Here is a 16,782-nt window from a genome sequence, read left to right as displayed (position 1 = left end):
GTCGGTGGTCGCCGGTAGAACGGACTCATGTCCGACACCCGGGAACGCACGCTCCTCGACGTGCGGCGCATCTACGCCGAGCAGGCGGCGCTCGAGCTGCCGCGTGGGCAGGAGATCGTGGCGCGCTGGCCCGGAGCCGAGATCGTGCCGGTCGACTCGCACTGGATGATCCCCGAGGTGCACGGCGACGAGACGAACGTCTCGCGGTGGGTGCGCATCAAGACCGAGGCGCTCGTGCTGGGAGTGAAGAAGTCGCTGGTCACCCGGCCCAACGGGCGCTCGGCCGACTTCATCGCCCCCTCGCACGCCAACGGCTGCGCGATGGCGTGCGTCTACTGCTACGTGCCGCGGAGGAAGGGCTACAGCAACCCGGTCACCGTGTTCACGAACATCGAGCAGATCCAGCGGCACCTCGCCCGCCACATCGCCAAGCAGGGCCCCAAGACCGAGGCGAACCAGTGCGACCCCGACTCCTGGGTCTACGACATCGGCGAGAACAGCGACTGCTCCGTCGACGCGATGCTCAGCGGGAACGTGCGCGACCTCTGCGAGCTGTTCCGCATGTCCCCCACGGCCAAGGCCTCGTTCGCGACCAAGTACGTCAACCGCGAGCTGCTCGAGTGGGATCCGCTCGGCCGCACCCGCATCCGCTTCTCCCTCATGCCCGCCGAGACGGCCAAGGTCACCGACATCCGCACCTCGCCCGTCGCCGAGCGGATCGCCGCGATCAACGACTTCGTCGACGCCGGCTACGAGGTGCACGTCAACTTCTCACCCGTGATCCTCACCCCCACCTGGCAGCGCGACTGGGCCGAGCTCTTCCAGCAGCTCGATGCCGCCCTCCACCCGCGAGCGAAGGCGCAGCTCGCGGCCGAGGTGATCCTCCTGACCCACAACGAGCGCCTGCACGAGGTCAACACCGGCTGGCACCCGAAGGCCGAGGAGCTGCTCTGGACGCCGGGGATGCAGGAGTCGAAGGTCTCCGAGAACGGGGCGGTCAACATCCGCTACCGCCGCGATCTCAAGCGCGCCGCCCTCGAGCGCTTCCTCGCCCTGCTCGGGCAGGAGCTGCCCTACTGCCGCGTCCGCTACGCGTTCTGACCCGATCGCCGCGTCCTCTGCGCGCTCCGACCCCGTCGCCGCGTCCTCTGCGCGCTCCGACCCCATCGCCGCGTCCAGGGGGCGGTGCACCAGGATGGGCGGATGCACGGACGCGGACGCCGGGACCCGGTACCGGGGGCCCTGCTGATCATCGGCCTCGTCTGCATCGTCTCCGCCTTCTTCAGCGTCTACGCCTCGGGCCGACGCGGCTGGCGAGACGTCTGCGTCGAGGACTTCCCGTCCCGCGGGCCGACCGGCGACGTCGTCAGCGGTGCACCGACGTGGTGGCCGCTCGGCGTCCGCTGCGAGCACCGCGGTGCGAACTCGGGCGACCTCCTGTTCGTCGAGCACACCGGCTGGGACATGACCGCCCTGGCGCTGCTCGGCCTCGCCGCCGTCGTCACCTGGTTCGCGGTCACCGTCCGACGGCCGCGCTGAGCCGCAGCACGCGAGCCTCCACCCGGCCCCGGGTGCGCGTTTCGCAAAACGGATACGAATCGGGGGCGTCCGCAGCGCCTCCCCTACTTTGGTGTCACGGCAGGACGAGTGGTCCCCGCCGGCCTGCCACCGCCCCGCGACTCCGCACTCCGGAACCCGGGCGACCTACGGATGCCGCTCCCCCAGCGGGCACCGCCCCCGAACTCCCCACCCCCGACGGATCCGTCGGGACGCCCCGCACGAGTCGCGGCCGACACCGCGGCGATCTCACAGAACGGACTCCGCACATGGGTTCCCTCCTCTACGGCACTCCCGCCACCGCCCACGACATCGACGACCGCGCGCTCGCGCACCTGCAGATCGTCATGATCAACAAGTTCCGCCGCAACGAGGCGTTCGCCTTCCAGATCGAGGCGTCGAACACCCACGGCACCGGTCGTCAGACCCTCTGGCTGCACCCCGCCATCCCGCTGCAGTTCTCGTTCAACGGGAGCCGCATGCCGGCGATCAACCCCACGTGGGTCCGATCGCTGATGGAGGAGGCCAACAGCGGCCGCGGCCTGCGCGTCATCCCGGAGCCGGCTCCCCAGCCCGAGAGCGTCGGCCTGACGCACGCGGCCTGAGACACGATGAACTCCACCGGTGACGCCGACCGCGACGTCGGCGGAGCCCCCGGGGCGGGGAGGGACGACGTGACCGACCACTCGCCGCTCGACGGGATCACCGACTTCCTGGGGCTCGCCGGCCGCGAGGACCCCGAGTCGGTCTTCACCTGCTCCTCCCGCGTGCACGGAGTGACCGGCACGCTCCTCGTGCTGCCCGATGCGCTCGTGCTCAGCGAGGACGACGGGACCGTCCGCATCCCGGCCGCAGAGGTCGACGCCTGGTGGGACTCGACCTCGGGCGACGCCTTCTCGCTGGCCGTGCAGGGGAGGCACCGCCACTCGGTCGTCCTGCTCTCGGAGTTCCGCAGTGCGACGGTGCACGCGATGACGCGGGCGTACGGCCCCCTGAATCGTTTATCCGCTTAACGAACTCGTGGGATCCGGCGTCGACGCAGGCGCCTTGCGCGTGGGACGCTGATCGGAATGAACGACTCCTCCCCCGAGGTCGTCCGCTCCGACATCAGCGGCCACGACATCGACGAGGCCCGCCTGATGTTCGAGGGGGCCTACAACGGCCACCGCTTCGCCGTCGAACCCGGCGACGACTTCGCCTACCGCTACACCTCGGTCGGCGACGCCGACGTGACGCTCCGGGGAGCTACTTCGCCGGATCCGTGCAGGGCCGCATCCAGACCGAGGGCGAGTACGTCGTCTCGTGGCTGACATCGGGCACCGGGGTCACCGACATCGACGGCGACCCGGTCGCGCTGCAGCTCGGGCAGCCCGCGATGTTCGTGAACGACCGGCCGACGGCGTTCGAGTTCCACGACTACCGGCAGAACCTCATCCACTTCGACGGCGCCTACCTCGAGGGCATCGCTCAGGACGTCGAGAACGTCGAGCCCGGTCCGCTGCTCTTCGACTCGACGGCGCGCCCCACCGGGGAGAGACTGCGCCGCTGGTCGGCGACCGTCGCGGCGATCGCGCGCGTCATCTACTCCGACGAGAGCACGCCTCTCCTGCGCAGCGAGGCGAACCGCGCCGCGGCCGTCGCCCTGCTCGAGACGTTCCCGCACGCGGTCCTCACCGCGCAGAACGACCTCCTCGTGCCGCGCAGCGGACGGCTCCGCTCCGCCGTGGAGTTCATGTACTCGAACGCGCACCTGCCGATCCGCACGGAGGAGATCGCTCAGGCCGCCGACATGAGCCTGCGCACCCTGCAGAGCGAGTTCCGCCGCGAGTTCGACATGACCGCGCTCGACTACCTGCGGCGCATCCGCCTCGACGCGGTGCAGAAGGAGTTGCGCGGGGGAGACTCCGGAGCGGTCACCGTGACCGAGGTCGCGCACCGCTGGGGCTTCGCGCACCTCGGGCGCTTCTCGGCGTCGTACGCGCACCGCTTCGGCGAGAGCCCGAGCACGACGCTCGAGAAGTAGGCCTCGACGAGCAGGTCGGGCTCAGAGGAAGTCGTCCTCGTCGGGTTCCGCCGGCTGCGCCTGCGGTCGGGCGGGCTGCAGGTGGCGGGTCTTCTCGCGCATCGACTCGACGGCCGCGGGATCGTCGAGGTCGACGCCGCGGTCGAGCGCAGGGCTCGCGAAGAGCTGACTCGCCGGCCCCAGCAGCAGGCGCGTCTCGCCGAGCATGCCCTCGTCCGACAACGACGGCACGACGACGAGATCCGACTTGCCGACGTTCGCGAGCGCCTGCGCGTACTCCACGACCGCGGTGCAGATGGCGTCGCCGAGGAGCACGTATCCGCTGGCGTAGTAGAGCTTCTGCATGGTGTCCTCCCGATCCCGCGCGACGCGGGGTCCCCGCATCCGTCGCTGTCGACGCTAAGGCGAGGCCGTATCGGGCCCCACCCCTTGACGGCGGGACGCCTGCGCGGGACGGAGCCGGGTCGTCCGTAGTCTCGAGGGATGGAGGACGTGATCGGACGGATCGTGCTGGGCGCCGTGATGGCGGGATCGGGCGTGCTGCTCGTCTGGATGGCGCGGGCCACGGCGGGCGGTCGCCTCGGCCGGAATCCGGTCGCCGGGATCCGGCTGCCGTCGACTCTGGCGAGCGACGCCGCTTGGCTGGCCGCGCACCGGCGGGCCGAGAGGCCGACGGTGGGGGCGGGGGCGGTCGCGATCGCGTCGGCGGTGCCGGCGGTGCTGCCCGTGCCGATCGAGGCGCTGCTCGTCTCGGTCCTCGTCGGCTGCCTCGCGATGCTCGCGCTCGCGCTCTACGGCGCGGCGGTGGGCGGCCGGGCGGCGATCGCCGCCGCGGAGGACGAGCAGCCGGAGCGCTGAGCGGCGTCGGCGGTCAGGCGGCGACCGACTCCGGCTCGTACTCGGCCGAGCGCGCCCGGGGCCAGAGCGCCCCGACGATGAGGATCGCGCCCGTCGCCAGCAGGCAGCCCGCCGCCCAGAAGCCCATCCCCGGCGGGAAGTCCCACGACGAGTAGCCGCCGTTGAGCAGCGGAGCCGCGGCGTAGTCGGTCATGCCGTTGCCGAGCAGGAGCGGCAGCAGCGCCCACGCGAACGGGCTGCGCCGCGAGCGAGCGAGGACGAGGCCTGCGATCACGAGGAGCAGCGCGACTCCCCACACCGACAGCACGAGGGTGTAGTCGAAATCGGACTGGAGCGCTCCGCACTCGCGCCCGCCGAACGCCCTCGCCTCGAAGCAGACCCGCCACGCACGCGCGACGGCCGGGAGCAGCGCTGCTCCGGAGAGCCCGAGCAGGAGGCCGAGCGCCGCCGTCAGTCGTGCCGTCGGTCCGCGCCCCATCCCGGCAGTGTCGCCCACTCGGGTGACGGGCGGGCGACGCGGCGGTGACGCGGGTGCGAACCGGGGCGATCCGCGATCGACCGGGACGGATCTCGAGACGGCCGCTGCACGGCCTGCTCGATCACCAGGAGGGGTCTCACGTCTGCGGATCGGCCGTCCGCGACTGCGCGTCCCGCGCCACCGACTCCAGGCGGGCGCGGTACGCCTCCCACCAGGCGGCGTCGCCCTCGGGCAGGTTGTCGCCCTCGCGCCGCAGGCCGACGCGGCCGTCGATCAGCTCGCGGACGATGTCGGCGTGCCCCGCGTGCCGGTGCGTCTCGACCGCGATGTGGACGAGGATCCGGTGAAGAGTGGTGTCGCGGTTCGTCCACCACGGCACGACGCCGGGCGCGTCCAGCGGCAGCGCGGCGACGGTGGCGTCGGAGTGGGCGTGCACCCGGCGGTAGAGCGCGACGATGCCGTCGCGCGACTCCTCGGCGGTGGCCCACATGTCGGCGTTGGGCTCCGAGTCCTCCTCCATCCAGGGCAGCGGCTCGGGGAACGGGCGTCCGAACACGAGGCCGAGGTACCCGGCTTCGGTACCCGCGATGTGCTTCACGAGGCCGAGCAGGTTGGTGCCCGTGGCGACCAGCGGCCTTCTCGCGTCGTACTCCGACACTCCTTCGAGCTTCGACAGCAGGGCGTCGCGGCCCTCCTGCAGGTACAGGAGGAGGGTCTGCTTCTCGTCGATCATCGGTCCAGGATGACGCGCGGTGCGCGTCGCCACCAGGCCGCACCGTCGGGACAGCACCCCGGTGCCCCCCGCGCAAGCCTCGACCGGCGCGGTCGGGGCGCGCCATACTTTCGTGCCCGCACCGCCGCGAGCGCCGATGAGGGAGCCCGCCGATGACCACCTGCACCGCCCCGTTCCCGACCGCTCGGGCCCGACAGTGAGCGGCTCGAAGACGGCCCGGCTCTCGGCCTGGCACGAGAAGTTCGTCGTCGAGGAGCGGACGCTCACCGCGGCCGACCGGCGGCGCCTCCTGATCACCGCGGGCCTGCTGATGCTGCTCGGCGGGATCGCGTTCGTCGCGATCCTCCTGGGCGTCCTCACCCAGACCGGGGTCGAGCGCCTCGACGGGCCGGTCGAGGACTTCTTCGACGCCCGCGTCGAGCGCGACCGGACCGGACCCATGATCGTGCTCGCCGTGCTGTTCGGGCCGGTGGTGCTGCCGATCGTCGTCCTCGTCGTGCTGATCGCGTGGATCATCCTGGCCAAGCACCTCTGGCGGCCCCTGCTGCTGATGGTCGGCATGGCGACCGGCGTGATCCTCGCCCAGGTGATCGCGCCGCTCGTGCAGCACCCGCGCCCGCCGGTCGCCGAGATGCTCTTCGGGCCCGACCACACGTTCTCGTTCCCGTCGGGGCACGTGCTCGGCACGGCCGACTTCCTCCTGATCACGACCTACCTGCTGGCCAGCAGGCTGCAGCGGCGCTGGTTCACCGTGACCGCGATCGCCGTGGCGGTGACGCTGATCGTCGTGCAGATCGTCAGCCGCCTCTACCTCGGGTACCACTGGCTGAGCGACACGGCCGGCTCGGTCGCGCTCTCGCTGGTGATCACGGGCGCGGTGATCGCGGTGGACGTGCGGCGGACGGTGCGCGTGCGGGAGGAGTGACGCGGGCCGCGCGGCTCCGGTGACCTCGGGCTCGTCGAATCGCGTTCGGCTCGCAGGAATCGCCGGATCGTGCGAGCCGAACCGGTTTCTGCGAGCCGGAGGTGCCCGCGCGGCGGCCACCCCACCGAGGTCCTCTTCCGGCGCGGACGCCCGACGGCCTAGCGTGGCGGGGACGACGAGGGGACGACCATGGGCGACGACACGGGCTTCTCGGCCCAGGAGAGAGCGGCGATGAAGGCGCGGGCCGCCGAGCTGCGGGCCGAAGCGCGCGCCGGCAAGGCGGCCGAGAAGGCCGAGGCCGAGCGGACGGCGCAGGAGGACAAGATCGCCGAGATGCCGGAGCCGGACCGCGCGCTCGCCGAGCGGCTGCACGCGCTCGTGACGGAGGCGGCTCCGGAGTTGCGCCCGAAGCTGTACTACGGGCAGCCGGGCTGGGCGAAGGACGGCCGGATCATCGTGTTCTTCCGCAGCGGCCTCGTCGACAAGGCGCGGTACTCGACGTTCGGGTTCAGCGTCGATGCTGCGCTCGACGACGAGGGCGGGCTCTGGCCGACGTCGTACGCGATCGACCACCTCGACGACGACGGAGCCGCCCTCCTGACCGAGCGGGTGGCGCAGGCCGCGCGCTGACGGGCGGACCGCTCGGGCCGCGGGAGGCGCGGGGTACTCTCGCACGGTGCCGACGACACTCGACTCCCTCTACCGCTACCCGGTGAAGGGGCTGACGCCGGAGCGTCTCGAGAGCATTGCGCTGCAGCCCGGACGCGGCGTCCCGACCGACCGCCGGTACGCCCTCGCGAAGCCGGACGGGGCCTACCGGGCCGACGCGTTCGCGCCGCTGTCCAAGCGCGAGTACTTCGTGCTGCTGAACACCGAGCGCCTCGCGGGGCTGCGCACCCGCTTCGACGACGACGCGAGGACCGTCGAGGTCACCGTGCAGGGCCATCGGGTGCTCGAGGCCGACCTCACGACGGCCGACGGGCGCGAGGCGTTCGTCGAGCTGTACGCGCGGGTCGCCGATCTGCCCGACGGGGTGCGGCCGGTCCTCGCCGAGCAGGCCGGCTACAACTTCACCGACAACGCGAAGAACGGGCCGCGGATGATGCACGCGATCTCGCTCGTGTCGCTCGCCTCGGTCCGCGACCTGTCGGAGCGCATCGGGCACGACCTCGATCCGCTGCGCTTCCGCTCGAACGTGTACCTCGACGGCCTCGAGCCGTGGGCGGAGCGGGACTGGGTCGGGCGCGAGCTGCAGCTGGGCGAGGTGCGCGTGCGCGTCCTGGAGGAGACGGGGCGCTGCGCGGCGACGGAGGTCGATCCGACGACCGCGCGGCGCGACGTGCCGGTGGTGCGCCTGCTGCACGAGCACTGCGGGCACGAGAACGTCGGGGTCTTCGCGGAGGTCCTCTCGGGCGGCGTGCTGCGGCCGGGCGATGCGGTCGTTCCGGGTGACCCTGTGGCCGCGGCCGACCCGGGGGTCGCCGCGTGAGGCTCGTCGTCGCCACGCGGCGGATGCTGACGGCGGACGTCTGCGAGCTCGTGCTCCGGCACCCGGACGGCTCCCCGCTGCCGGCCGCCGAGCCGGGCGCGCACCTCGCAGTCGCGACGCCCTCGGGAGCGAAGCGCAGCTACTCCCTCACCGGCGACCTCCGCGACCGGTCCCGGTACGTGATCGCGGTGCGGCGCTCCGAGGACGGTCGCGGCGGATCGCGCAGCCTCGTCGACTCCGTGGCCGCCGGCGACGCGCTCGAGGTCGAGGGCCCGCGCAACTCCTTCGAGCTGGTCGAGGCACCCGCCTACCTGCTGATCGCGGCGGGGATCGGCGTCACGCCGATCCGGGCGATGCTGACGGAGCTGGGACACCGCGGGGCGCCGCAGGTGGAGCTGCTCTACCTGACCCGCTCCCGCGAGGAGTCCCCGTACCTGGACGAGCTGACCGCCGCACTGCCGGCGCTGAGGGTCCACCACCGCCGCGAGCTCGGGCCGGTCGACTGGTGGTCGCTGCTCGCCGAGCCGGGCGAGCGGCACCTCTACGTCTGCGGGCCCGAGGCGCTGCAGGACGAGATCTGCGCGCTCACCATGCACTGGCGGCCGAGCCGGGTGCACGCGGAGGACTTCGCGGGAGTACCGGCGTTCGGCGGGCTGACCGCGCCGTTCACCGTGGAGTGGCGGCCGACCGGCGACGAGATCGCGGTGCCCGCGTCACGGACGATGCTCGACGCGCTCGAGGACGCGGGGATCGACGTGCCGAGCTCCTGCGGCAGCGGCACCTGCGGGACGTGCCGGCTGCGGCTCGTCGAGGGCGACGTGGACCACCGCGACCTGGTCCTGACGTCCGAGGAGCGGGAGTCGGCGGTGATGCCGTGCGTGTCGCGGGGCGTCGGCCGGGTGGTCGTCGCGCCGCGGTGAGTCCCCGCTCCGGTGCGACTCCTGTGCACAACGAAGGAAGGATCCGCTCCCGCGGCTCCGGATCCGCGCGGATCGGGAGGTCGGGGCGGATCCTTCCTTCGTTGTGCACGCGAGTGGTGTCAGCCCTCGGCCTTCGACGGCTTCCCATCGGCGGGCTGGACCTCGACGGGGGTGTCGCGCGAGTCCTCGCCCTCGGCCTGCGACGGCTTGTCGGACTGGTCGTCCGGGTCCTGGACCGGGGACGTCGTGTCGCTCATCGGAGGCCGTCCGGGTCGTCGGAGGCGGGCGACGGCTGCACGTCGGCCTCGAACTCGGACCAGGCCCGGTCGAAGCCGGACTGCGCCTCGGCGGGCTCGCTCGCGAAGTAGCCCTCGTAGATGGAACGGCCGCCGTGCTCGGGCAGGTCGGTGCGTGCGGCGAACTCCTGGGCGATCGTGCCCACCTCGTCGTCGCGCGTGCTCTGGTCCCGCAGCCATGCGGGGAAGGTCTGAGTCATGGGACTCCTTTCTCCTGCGTCCATCCCACGCCCGGCGGCCGGGAGCGGCAACCCCTTGCGGGCGGCGCGATCCGGCGCGAACGGTCGCCGCACGAGAGCGCGAGCGGCCGTCTGCGACGGATCGGGGCGCTCCTCCACTGATCGAGTAGCGCACGGAGCGATCAAGATCCGCGATGTCCGGAGTCGGTGGGTCTCGAGACGCCCCTGCGGGGCTACTCGACCAGCAGGGAGGATGCAGAACCTCAGTGGGGAGCGCTGCTCAGCCGCGACGGTGGCTGAGGGGTGCTCCTGGCTGAGGTTCTGCGGCAGCCGCCCTCCCGGCGGGGCCCGGAGCGCCTCCCCTGCTGATCGAGTAGCGCGCGGAGCGCGCGTATCGAGATCCACGAGATCCGGAGTCGGCGGGTCTCGAGACGCCCCTCCGGGGTTGCTCGACCAGCAGGAGGGCGGGTCACGCCAGTGTCGTCTCCTCGAGCAGCACGCTCGTGCGCACCAGGCGCTCGGAGGCGGCCGTCACCACGGACACCGGACCGGCCAGCGCCAGCGACGCGGTCGTCTCCTTCGACGCGCAGTCCGGCCCGACCCACAGCTCGAGAGCGCCGGGCTCCACGATGCGGTCGCCGGAGCGGCCGGTGAAGGCCAGCCGGGCGGCCGGCACCTCGAAGCGCACCTGCGCCTCCTCGCCCGCGGCCAGCTCGACCCGGGCGTAGCCGAGCAGCTGGGCGACGGGCCGGGTGACGCTCGCGTACACGTCGCGCGCGTAGAGCTGCACCAGATCCACGCCGCTGCGGTCGCCCGTGTTGCGCACGCGGACCGAGGCGGTGATCACTCCGTCGGTCGCCACCTCGTCCGATCCCACCGAGAGCTCGCTCCGCGAGAACGTCGTGTACGAGAGACCGTGGCCGAACGGCAGCACCGGGGTGCTGTCGGCGCTCGTCACGTCCGACGGGCCGCCCAGGATCGGGTGCAGGTACGAGAACGGCTGCGCCCCGGCCGAGCGCGGCAGCGACACCGGCAGATGCCCCGACGGCACGACGCGGCCCGAGACGACGCCGGCGATCGCGCCGGCGCCCTCCTCGCCGGGGAAGAAGGCCTGCAGCACGGCCGAGGCGCCCGAGAGGGCCCAGTCGATCGCGTAGGGGCGACCGGTGAGCAGCACGAGCACCACGGGCGTTCCGGTGGCGACGACCGCCTCCACCAGTTCGCGCTGGCGGCCCGGCAGCTCGAGGCTCTCGACGTCGTTCCCCTCGCCCACGGTTCCGCGGCCGAACAGCCCGGCGCGGTCGCCGACGACCACCACGGCCACGTCGGCGGTCCGTGCGACGTCGGCGGCGGGGGCGATCCCGGAGTCGTCGTCGCCCTCGACCGCGCAGCCCTCGGCCACGAGGATCTCGCCCGCGAACTCGTCGGCGAGGGCCTCGCGCAGGGTCGGGATCTCGAAGCCCAGCGGCACGCCCTCGTGGTGGGCGAGCACGTGGTTGGCGAAGGAGTAGCAGCCCATCAGCGCCTGCGCGCTGTCGGCGTTCGGGCCGATCAGCGCGATCCGGCGCGGCGCCGCGAGCGGCAGGACGCCGTCGTTCGAGAGCAGCACGAGCGACTCCTCCGCGAGGCGGCGGGCGACGTCGCGGTGCGCGGGCGAGTCGAGGTCGATCGATTCAGGCACGTCGTCGAAGCGGGCGTCGAGCAGCCCGAGGCGCTCCTTCTGCGCGAGCAGGCGCAGCACCGCGCGGTCGACGAGCTCCTCGCTCATCTCCCCCGAGGCGATGCGGGCGGCGAGCGGCGCGAGGAACGCGTCGCCCGTGGGCAGCTCCACGTCGATCCCGGCCTCGAGCGCGAGCTCGGCGGCCTCGCCGAGGTCGGCGGCGACCGCGTGCATGAGGTGCAGGAACGCGACCGAGAAGTAGTCCGAGACCACCACTCCGTCGAAGCCCCAGTCGCCGCGCAGGATGTCGGTGAGGTAGGCGGGGGTCGCGCCGACGGGGTCGCCGTCGATCTCGGCGTACGAGTTCATCACCGAGCGAGCGCCGCCGTCGCGGATCGCCATCTCGAACGGAGGCAGCAGCACGTCCGCGATCTCGCGCGGACCGGCGTGGACCGGCGCGTGGTTGCGGCCGCCGCGGGAGGCGGAGTAGCCGATGAAGTGCTTCAGCGTCGCGTCGACCCCCTCCGACTGCATGCCGCGCACGTAGGCGGTGCCGAGCGTGCCGACGACGTACGGGTCCTCGGCGATGCACTCGTCGACGCGGCCCCAGCGGGGGTCGCGGATCACGTCGAGCACGGGCGCGAGGCCCTGGTGGATCCCGAGCTCGCGCATAGACGAGCCGATCAGGCGGCCCATCTCCTCGACCAGCTCGGCGTCGAACGACGCGCCCCAGGCCAGCGGAGTGGGGAACGTCGCGGCCTTCCACGCCGCGAGCCCGGTCAGGCACTCCTCGTGCACGATCGCCGGGATGCCCAGCCGGGTCTCCTCGACGAGGCGGCGCTGCTCGGCCCATAGCCACTGCGCCCGCTCGATCGGATCGACGGGGCGCGTGCCGTACACGCGGGTCAGGTGCCCGAGCCCGTGCGTCGTCGCGTCCTCGTAGCGGGTGGAGGTGGCCATCTCGCCGGCCAGCGGCGCGACGACCTCCCCGCCCTGGTCGACCCAGTAGCCGACGAGCTGGGCGAGCTTCTCCTCGAGCGTCATGCGCTCCAGGAGCTCGGCGACGCGGGCCGAGGGGACGTGCGGTTCGGCCACGGCGTGACCCTCTGCTGGAAGCGGGCGGCGGGGTGGAGGTCATCCCTTCACCGCCCCGGTGAGGCCGCCCACGATGCGGCGCTCGAAGACGCTGAAGAAGATGAGCGCGGGGATCATCGACAGCGAGACGAACGCGAGCACCTTGGCGGTGTCGACGGAGTACTGCGACGAGAAGGCCTGGACCCCGAGCGGGAGCGTGAAGCTCGACTCGTCGTTGAGGATGAACAGCGGCAGGAGGTAGCTGTTCCAGCTCGCGATGAACGCGAGGATGCCGGTCGTGATCACGCCGGGCATCGCCAGGCGCACCACCATGCGGAAGAAGAAGCCGATCCGGCTGCAGCCGTCGATGAAGGCCGCCTCCTGGATCTCGTCCGGGATGGCCCGCAGGAACGGGACCAGGATGATGATCGTGGTCGGCAGGCCGAACGCGATCTGCGGCAGCACCACTCCGGCGAGCGAGTTCATCAGGCCGAGGCTCTTGATCACCAGGTAGAGCGGAGTGATCGCCACGGTCATCGGGAACATCAGTCCCGCCGCGAAGAGCGCGTAGAACACTCCGCGGCCTGAGAAGTCGTACCGGGCGAGCACGTAGCTGGCCATGAGGCCGAGCACGACGACGCCGAGGGTGGTGGCGAGCGCCGCGATCGTGGAGTTGCCCACCTCGCGCCAGAAGATGCCGCCCGTGATGACGTCGATGTAGTTCTGCACGTTCCACGGCGACGGGAACCCGGCCGGGTCGGTGGTGATCTGCGCGTTCGTGCGGAAGCCGCCGATGATGATGTACGCGACCGGGGCGAGCATCAGCGCGATCACGACGACCGCGACGACGTAGGCGATCATCGTGCCGCGGCCCGCCGGTGGGCGGCGGCGCTTCACGGCGAGGGGCCGGGGGAGTCTCGGGGGTGATCGGCGGGGCCGTCATCGTGGTGGTCATCGCTTGCCTCCGGTGAGTGCGCCCTCGGTGTCCCGCCGCAGCACGAAGCGCTGGTAGAGCAGGGCGACCACGAGCGAGATCAGGAACAGGATCACCGCGACGGCGTTCCCGTACCCGTAGTTGCCGGCATTGCGGCCGTTGGTGACGAGGTAGGTCGCCATCGTCGAGGTGCCGGCGGTCGACGAGACGTACTGGCCCCAGATGATGTAGACGAGGTCGAACAGCTGCAGGGCGCCGATGATCGACAGGAACGCCCAGATGCGCAGGGTCGGGGCGAGCAGCGGCAGGGTGATGCGCCGCTGGACCTGCCAGTAGGACGCGCCGTCGATGGCCGCGGCCTCGGACAGCTCCTCGGGGATGCCCTGGAGACCCGCGAGGAAGAGGATCACGGCGAAGCCGATGTACTTCCACGTGATGATCAGCATCAGCGTCCACATCGCGATCGCCGGGTTCGCCAGCCAGTCCTGCTGCAGCGCTCCCAGTCCGATGTTCTCGAGCATGCCGTTGACGGCGCCGCGGGTCTGGAGCATGAGGCTCCAGCCGGTGCCGACGACGACCTCCGAGATGACGTAGGGCACGAAGATCAGCACGCGGATGAACGACTGGCCGCGCAGCTTGCGGTTGAGCAGGAGCGCGATCAGGATCGCGGCCGGGCCCTGGAGCACGAGCGAGAGGATCACGATCGTGCCGTTGTGGGACAGCGCCTCGTGGAAGGTGGGGTCCTGGAGGATCGTGAGGTAGTTGCGGAAGCCGACGAAATCCGTCGGCACTCCGTAGCCCTGCCAACTGAAGAAGCCGTAGTAGGCGGCCATCACGACCGGGAAGATCACGAAGGCGAGGAACACGATCAGCGCGGGGCCGACCAGGATCGCGACCTCGAGCCGGCCCGCCCAGCCGAGGCTGCGGCGGCGCCGGCGCACCGGGGGTGCTGCGACGACCGCAGCACCCCCGGTGTTCTCGCGATCGCGGGGCGCATCCGCTCCGAGGAGCGGGCTCTCGCGAAGCGCCATGGTTACGCCTTCTTCGCAGCGGCGTTGACGGCCTCGACCAGCTGCTCCGGGTCGCTCTTGCCGGCGAGCAGGTCGACGACTCCGACGTTCAGCGCGTTGCCGACGTTGAGGCCGTAGACGGTGTCGAGCCACTGCGAGACGTAGGGCGCCGAGTTGTAAGCGGCCAGGATGTCCTGCAGGTAGGGCTCGGTGACGGCCTCCTGGGCGACCTGGTTGACCGGAGGCGCGTTGAAGGCGGCGTAGTACTCCTTCTGCACGTCGGCGGTCGCGAGGTAGTTCAGGAAGTCCACGCACTCGGCGGGAGCGTCGACCGAGCAGGAGTAGCCGTCGACGCCGCCCATTATCGAGCCGGGCTCGCCCTCTCCGCCGTCCACCTCGGGGAAGGGGAACCAGCCCAGGTCGGGCAGGGGCTTCTCGTCGGGGGTGAGGGAGGCGATGACGCCGGGGTTCCAGGCGCCCATGAGCTCCATGGCGGCCTGGCGGTTGGCGAGCAGGCCCGCCGAGCTGCCGGCGCCCTGCTGGGCGGCGGTGGTGAGGAAGCCCTCGTTGAAGGGCTCGGTCTCGGAGAAGGTCTGGAGGTCCTCGCCGGCCTTGACCCAGCACTCGTCCGAGAAGTCCTTCGAGTCGGCCGCCTCGGCCATCGTCTCGGGGCTGCACTCGCGGAGCGCGAAGAAGTAGTACCAGTGCGCGGCGGGCCAGGCGTCCTTGCCGCCGAGCGCGATCGCCTGGGTGCCGCTGCCCTTGAGGGCGGTGACGGCCGAGTCGAGCTCCTCGAGGGTCGACGGCGGGGTGCTGATGCCCGCCGCGGTGAAGAGGTCCTGGCTGTAGAAGACGCCGCCGGGCAGCACCGCGACCGGCATCGCCCAGACCTTGTCGTCGAGGGTGTTGGCGCCGAAGGAGCCCTCGGTGATCTCGCTCTTGGCCTCGTCCGAGATCTTGTCGGTCAGGTCCATCAGCTGGCCGCCGGCGACCATGGCCGCCATCTTGCCGCCGCCGCGCTGGAGGAAGATGTCCGGCGCGTCGCCGGAGTTGAGCGCGGTCTGCAGCTTGCCGTCCAGGTCCTCGTTCTGGATGGCCTGCGGGGTGATGGTGACTCCGGGGTTCGCGGCCTCGAAGTCGGCGACCGTCTTGTCCCAGAACTCCTGGCCGGGGCCCGTGGTGGAGTTCTGCCAGAGGGTCATCGAGACGGTGCCGTCGGAGGAGCCGGACTCCTGGGCGGAGCAGCCGCTCAGGGCCGCGGCCGCGCCGAGCAGGGCGACGGTGGCCACTGCGATCTTTCTGAACTTCATCGTTCGACCTGTTCTCTTCATCGAGTGGGCGCCGCCAGGGAGAGCGGCGCCGAGGTGCACCCGCCGTTCATCCGGTGGGCGAGGTCAGTCTCCGTACTGCTCGGCGGGAGCGTCAAACGTTTTCGAAATCATTTTCCAAACAGCCCTGCGGAGGGTTACGGTCGGTCCTGTGAGTCACCGTCCGACCATCCACGACGTCGCCGCTGCGGCCGGAGTCTCGGTCGCGACGGTCTCGAAGGCGGTCAACGGCCGGTACGGCATCGCCGCCGCGACGGCCACGCGCGTGCTCGACGTGGTGCGCGAGCTCGGCTACGAGTCGAGCCTCGTCGCCAGCAGCATGCGCTCGCGCCGGACCGGGGTGATCGGCGTGCTCGTCGCCGACTTCGAGCCGTTCAGCGCCGAGATCCTGAAGGGCGTCGGCGCCGAGCTGCGCGGCTCGCGCTTCGACCTGCTCGCCTACAGCGGCTCGCACCAGGGCGAGGGCGAGGGCTGGGAGCGGCGCTCGCTGAGCCGTCTGAGCGGCACGCTGATCGACGGCGCGATCATGGTCACGCCGACGGTGCTCACCGCGGCCTCGGACATCCCGCTCGTCGCGATCGACCCGCACACCGGCCGCGCCGACCTGCCGACCGTCGAGGCGGACAGCTACGGCGGGGCCCTGCAGGCGACGCGCCACCTGGTCGAGCTCGGACACCGCCGCATCGGCTTCGTCGCGGGCCGCCCCGACCTCCGCTCCGCCCGACTGCGCGAGGCCGGCTACCGCGCCGCACTCTCGGAGGCGGGCATCGCGTTCGACGAGCGGCTCGTGCACGTGGGCCTGTACCAGCACGACACCGCGCGCCGCCCCGCCTCGGCACTGCTGTCGCTCCCGGACCGGCCGACCGCCGTCTTCGCCGCGAACGACGTCTCGGCCATCGCCATCATCGAGATCGCGGCGCGGATCGGGCTCGACGTGCCCCGGGACCTCTCGGTGGTCGGCTTCGACGACGTGCCGGAGGCGTCGCGACTGGATCCGCCGCTGACGACCGTCCGGCAGCCCATGCAGACGCTGGGCTCGACCGCCGCCGAGATGCTGACGGCGCTGATGGCGGGCGAGACCCCGCGCTCGCTCCACGTGCGGCTGCCGACGCAGCTGGTGCAGCGCGCGACGACGGGGCCGCCTCCGCCGACCCGCTGAGCGGGCTCGTCCCCGTGCCGCCCGCGCGAGCGAGCCGGGCACGCCCCTTCTCCGCCTCCGCCGATCGAGCAGGCCGCCCGGCGGCCGTCTCCGGATCCCCCGCTCCCGCAGAGTGGGGCCGCTCAATCGGAGCTGATAACTTTATCGACATCCGCATCA

Annotated in this window: 21 protein-coding genes; 12 read left to right on the top strand and 9 right to left on the bottom strand. The window is 71.9% G+C overall.

The window, feature by feature from the left end:
- The first annotated feature begins 27 nt into the window (after positions 1 to 27).
- The 6 genes from AC0CID_RS14785 (at position 28) to AC0CID_RS14760 (ending at position 3,580) form a co-directional block, all read left to right on the top strand.
- Entirely contained in the window at positions 28 to 1,101 is a 1,074-nt protein-coding gene (locus AC0CID_RS14785) for a spore photoproduct lyase family protein (protein ID WP_465227388.1), read from the top strand.
- A gap of 102 nt (positions 1,102 to 1,203) precedes the next feature.
- Positions 1,204 to 1,539: a hypothetical protein gene (locus AC0CID_RS14780; RefSeq protein WP_465227387.1), complete on the top strand. Its 336-nt coding sequence runs from the start codon at positions 1,204 to 1,206 to the stop codon at positions 1,537 to 1,539.
- A gap of 287 nt (positions 1,540 to 1,826) precedes the next feature.
- Positions 1,827 to 2,162: a DUF7882 family protein gene (locus AC0CID_RS14775; RefSeq protein WP_207407152.1), complete on the top strand. Its 336-nt coding sequence runs from the start codon at positions 1,827 to 1,829 to the stop codon at positions 2,160 to 2,162.
- Between the two features lie 6 nt (positions 2,163 to 2,168).
- Positions 2,169 to 2,570, top strand: coding sequence for a hypothetical protein (locus AC0CID_RS14770; RefSeq protein WP_465227386.1), 402 nt, complete (start codon positions 2,169 to 2,171; stop codon positions 2,568 to 2,570).
- 57 nt (positions 2,571 to 2,627) lie between these two features.
- Complete coding sequence (locus tag AC0CID_RS14765) at positions 2,628 to 2,867, top strand: hypothetical protein (RefSeq protein ID WP_465227385.1); 240 nt, start codon at positions 2,628 to 2,630, stop codon at positions 2,865 to 2,867.
- Positions 2,819 to 3,580 (top strand): helix-turn-helix transcriptional regulator, encoded by a 762-nt coding sequence (locus AC0CID_RS14760; protein ID WP_465227384.1) that lies wholly within the window; start codon positions 2,819 to 2,821, stop codon positions 3,578 to 3,580. The genes AC0CID_RS14765 and AC0CID_RS14760 overlap by 49 nt, the downstream gene beginning before the upstream one ends.
- Before the next feature lie 21 nt (positions 3,581 to 3,601).
- On the opposite strand, the gene AC0CID_RS14755 is transcribed toward AC0CID_RS14760, so the two are convergent.
- Positions 3,602 to 3,925, bottom strand: a complete 324-nt coding sequence (locus AC0CID_RS14755; protein ID WP_207407155.1) for a hypothetical protein — start codon at positions 3,923 to 3,925, stop codon at positions 3,602 to 3,604.
- A 138-nt stretch (positions 3,926 to 4,063) separates the two neighbouring features.
- Here AC0CID_RS14755 and AC0CID_RS14750 point away from each other — a divergent pair, with 138 nt between their 5' ends.
- On the top strand, positions 4,064 to 4,438 hold the full coding sequence (locus tag AC0CID_RS14750) for an SdpI family protein (protein WP_465227383.1): 375 nt from the start codon (positions 4,064 to 4,066) through the stop codon (positions 4,436 to 4,438).
- A gap of 13 nt (positions 4,439 to 4,451) precedes the next feature.
- On the opposite strand, the gene AC0CID_RS14745 is transcribed toward AC0CID_RS14750, so the two are convergent.
- Positions 4,452 to 4,916, bottom strand: coding sequence for a hypothetical protein (locus AC0CID_RS14745; protein ID WP_207407158.1), 465 nt, complete (start codon positions 4,914 to 4,916; stop codon positions 4,452 to 4,454).
- A gap of 136 nt (positions 4,917 to 5,052) precedes the next feature.
- Complete coding sequence (locus AC0CID_RS14740) at positions 5,053 to 5,649, bottom strand: DinB family protein (RefSeq protein WP_465227382.1); 597 nt, start codon at positions 5,647 to 5,649, stop codon at positions 5,053 to 5,055.
- A 196-nt stretch (positions 5,650 to 5,845) separates the two neighbouring features.
- On the opposite strand from AC0CID_RS14740, the gene AC0CID_RS14735 reads away from it, so the two are divergent.
- The 4 genes from AC0CID_RS14735 (at position 5,846) to AC0CID_RS14720 (ending at position 8,983) form a co-directional block, all read left to right on the top strand.
- Complete coding sequence (locus tag AC0CID_RS14735) at positions 5,846 to 6,574, top strand: phosphatase PAP2 family protein (protein WP_307786222.1); 729 nt, start codon at positions 5,846 to 5,848, stop codon at positions 6,572 to 6,574.
- 189 nt (positions 6,575 to 6,763) lie between these two features.
- The gene (locus AC0CID_RS14730; protein WP_207407162.1) at positions 6,764 to 7,204 is read left to right on the top strand and encodes a DUF1801 domain-containing protein; all 441 of its coding nucleotides are present in this window, start codon (positions 6,764 to 6,766) and stop codon (positions 7,202 to 7,204) included.
- A gap of 46 nt (positions 7,205 to 7,250) precedes the next feature.
- On the top strand, positions 7,251 to 8,063 hold the full coding sequence (locus tag AC0CID_RS14725; RefSeq protein ID WP_465227381.1) for an MOSC domain-containing protein: 813 nt from the start codon (positions 7,251 to 7,253) through the stop codon (positions 8,061 to 8,063).
- Complete coding sequence (locus tag AC0CID_RS14720; protein WP_465227380.1) at positions 8,060 to 8,983, top strand: PDR/VanB family oxidoreductase; 924 nt, start codon at positions 8,060 to 8,062, stop codon at positions 8,981 to 8,983. Before AC0CID_RS14725 ends, AC0CID_RS14720 begins: the two co-directional genes overlap by 4 nt.
- A 119-nt stretch (positions 8,984 to 9,102) precedes the next feature.
- Here AC0CID_RS14720 and AC0CID_RS14715 read toward each other — a convergent pair whose 3' ends face one another.
- The 6 genes from AC0CID_RS14715 to AC0CID_RS14690 all read right to left on the bottom strand — a co-directional run bounded on the left by AC0CID_RS14715 (position 9,103) and on the right by AC0CID_RS14690 (position 15,446).
- Positions 9,103 to 9,240 (bottom strand): hypothetical protein, encoded by a 138-nt coding sequence (locus AC0CID_RS14715; protein WP_158078007.1) that lies wholly within the window; start codon positions 9,238 to 9,240, stop codon positions 9,103 to 9,105.
- Complete coding sequence (locus tag AC0CID_RS14710; protein WP_207407165.1) at positions 9,237 to 9,479, bottom strand: hypothetical protein; 243 nt, start codon at positions 9,477 to 9,479, stop codon at positions 9,237 to 9,239. Before AC0CID_RS14710 ends, AC0CID_RS14715 begins: the two co-directional genes overlap by 4 nt.
- 448 nt (positions 9,480 to 9,927) lie before the next feature.
- Positions 9,928 to 12,213, bottom strand: a complete 2,286-nt coding sequence (locus tag AC0CID_RS14705; protein WP_465227379.1) for a beta-xylosidase/alpha-l-arabinosidase — start codon at positions 12,211 to 12,213, stop codon at positions 9,928 to 9,930.
- A gap of 39 nt (positions 12,214 to 12,252) precedes the next feature.
- A complete protein-coding gene (locus tag AC0CID_RS14700) occupies positions 12,253 to 13,089 on the bottom strand; it encodes a carbohydrate ABC transporter permease (protein ID WP_465227378.1) in 837 nt (278 codons plus the stop codon).
- A gap of 54 nt (positions 13,090 to 13,143) precedes the next feature.
- Positions 13,144 to 14,157 (bottom strand): carbohydrate ABC transporter permease, encoded by a 1,014-nt coding sequence (locus AC0CID_RS14695; RefSeq protein ID WP_465227377.1) that lies wholly within the window; start codon positions 14,155 to 14,157, stop codon positions 13,144 to 13,146.
- Between the two features lie 2 nt (positions 14,158 to 14,159).
- On the bottom strand, positions 14,160 to 15,446 hold the full coding sequence (locus AC0CID_RS14690; protein WP_465227376.1) for an extracellular solute-binding protein: 1,287 nt from the start codon (positions 15,444 to 15,446) through the stop codon (positions 14,160 to 14,162).
- Between the two features lie 169 nt (positions 15,447 to 15,615).
- Here AC0CID_RS14690 and AC0CID_RS14685 point away from each other — a divergent pair, with 169 nt between their 5' ends.
- Complete coding sequence (locus tag AC0CID_RS14685) at positions 15,616 to 16,623, top strand: LacI family DNA-binding transcriptional regulator (protein WP_251944656.1); 1,008 nt, start codon at positions 15,616 to 15,618, stop codon at positions 16,621 to 16,623.
- Positions 16,624 to 16,782: the final 159 nt, after the last annotated feature.

The sequence above is a fragment of the Rathayibacter sp. AC451 genome (genome assembly GCF_979253095.1).
This window is presented reverse-complemented; position numbering and strand designations above follow the sequence as displayed.

Bases quoted from the DNA above. Each gene is read 5' to 3' on its own strand.
- AC0CID_RS14785 (WP_465227388.1), top strand. From the start codon at position 28: ATGTCCGACACCCGGGAACGCACGCTCCTCGACGTGCGGCGCATCTAC.
- AC0CID_RS14780 (WP_465227387.1), top strand. From the start codon at position 1,204: ATGCACGGACGCGGACGCCGGGACCCGGTACCGGGGGCCCTGCTGATC.
- AC0CID_RS14775 (WP_207407152.1), top strand. From the start codon at position 1,827: ATGGGTTCCCTCCTCTACGGCACTCCCGCCACCGCCCACGACATCGAC.
- AC0CID_RS14770 (WP_465227386.1), top strand. From the start codon at position 2,169: ATGAACTCCACCGGTGACGCCGACCGCGACGTCGGCGGAGCCCCCGGG.
- AC0CID_RS14765 (WP_465227385.1), top strand. From the start codon at position 2,628: ATGAACGACTCCTCCCCCGAGGTCGTCCGCTCCGACATCAGCGGCCAC.
- AC0CID_RS14755 (WP_207407155.1), bottom strand. From the start codon at position 3,925: ATGCAGAAGCTCTACTACGCCAGCGGATACGTGCTCCTCGGCGACGCC.
- AC0CID_RS14750 (WP_465227383.1), top strand. From the start codon at position 4,064: ATGGAGGACGTGATCGGACGGATCGTGCTGGGCGCCGTGATGGCGGGA.
- AC0CID_RS14745 (WP_207407158.1), bottom strand. From the start codon at position 4,916: ATGGGGCGCGGACCGACGGCACGACTGACGGCGGCGCTCGGCCTCCTG.
- AC0CID_RS14740 (WP_465227382.1), bottom strand. From the start codon at position 5,649: ATGATCGACGAGAAGCAGACCCTCCTCCTGTACCTGCAGGAGGGCCGC.
- AC0CID_RS14730 (WP_207407162.1), top strand. From the start codon at position 6,764: ATGGGCGACGACACGGGCTTCTCGGCCCAGGAGAGAGCGGCGATGAAG.
- AC0CID_RS14715 (WP_158078007.1), bottom strand. From the start codon at position 9,240: ATGAGCGACACGACGTCCCCGGTCCAGGACCCGGACGACCAGTCCGAC.
- AC0CID_RS14710 (WP_207407165.1), bottom strand. From the start codon at position 9,479: ATGACTCAGACCTTCCCCGCATGGCTGCGGGACCAGAGCACGCGCGAC.
- AC0CID_RS14695 (WP_465227377.1), bottom strand. From the start codon at position 14,157: ATGGCGCTTCGCGAGAGCCCGCTCCTCGGAGCGGATGCGCCCCGCGAT.
- AC0CID_RS14690 (WP_465227376.1), bottom strand. From the start codon at position 15,446: ATGAAGTTCAGAAAGATCGCAGTGGCCACCGTCGCCCTGCTCGGCGCG.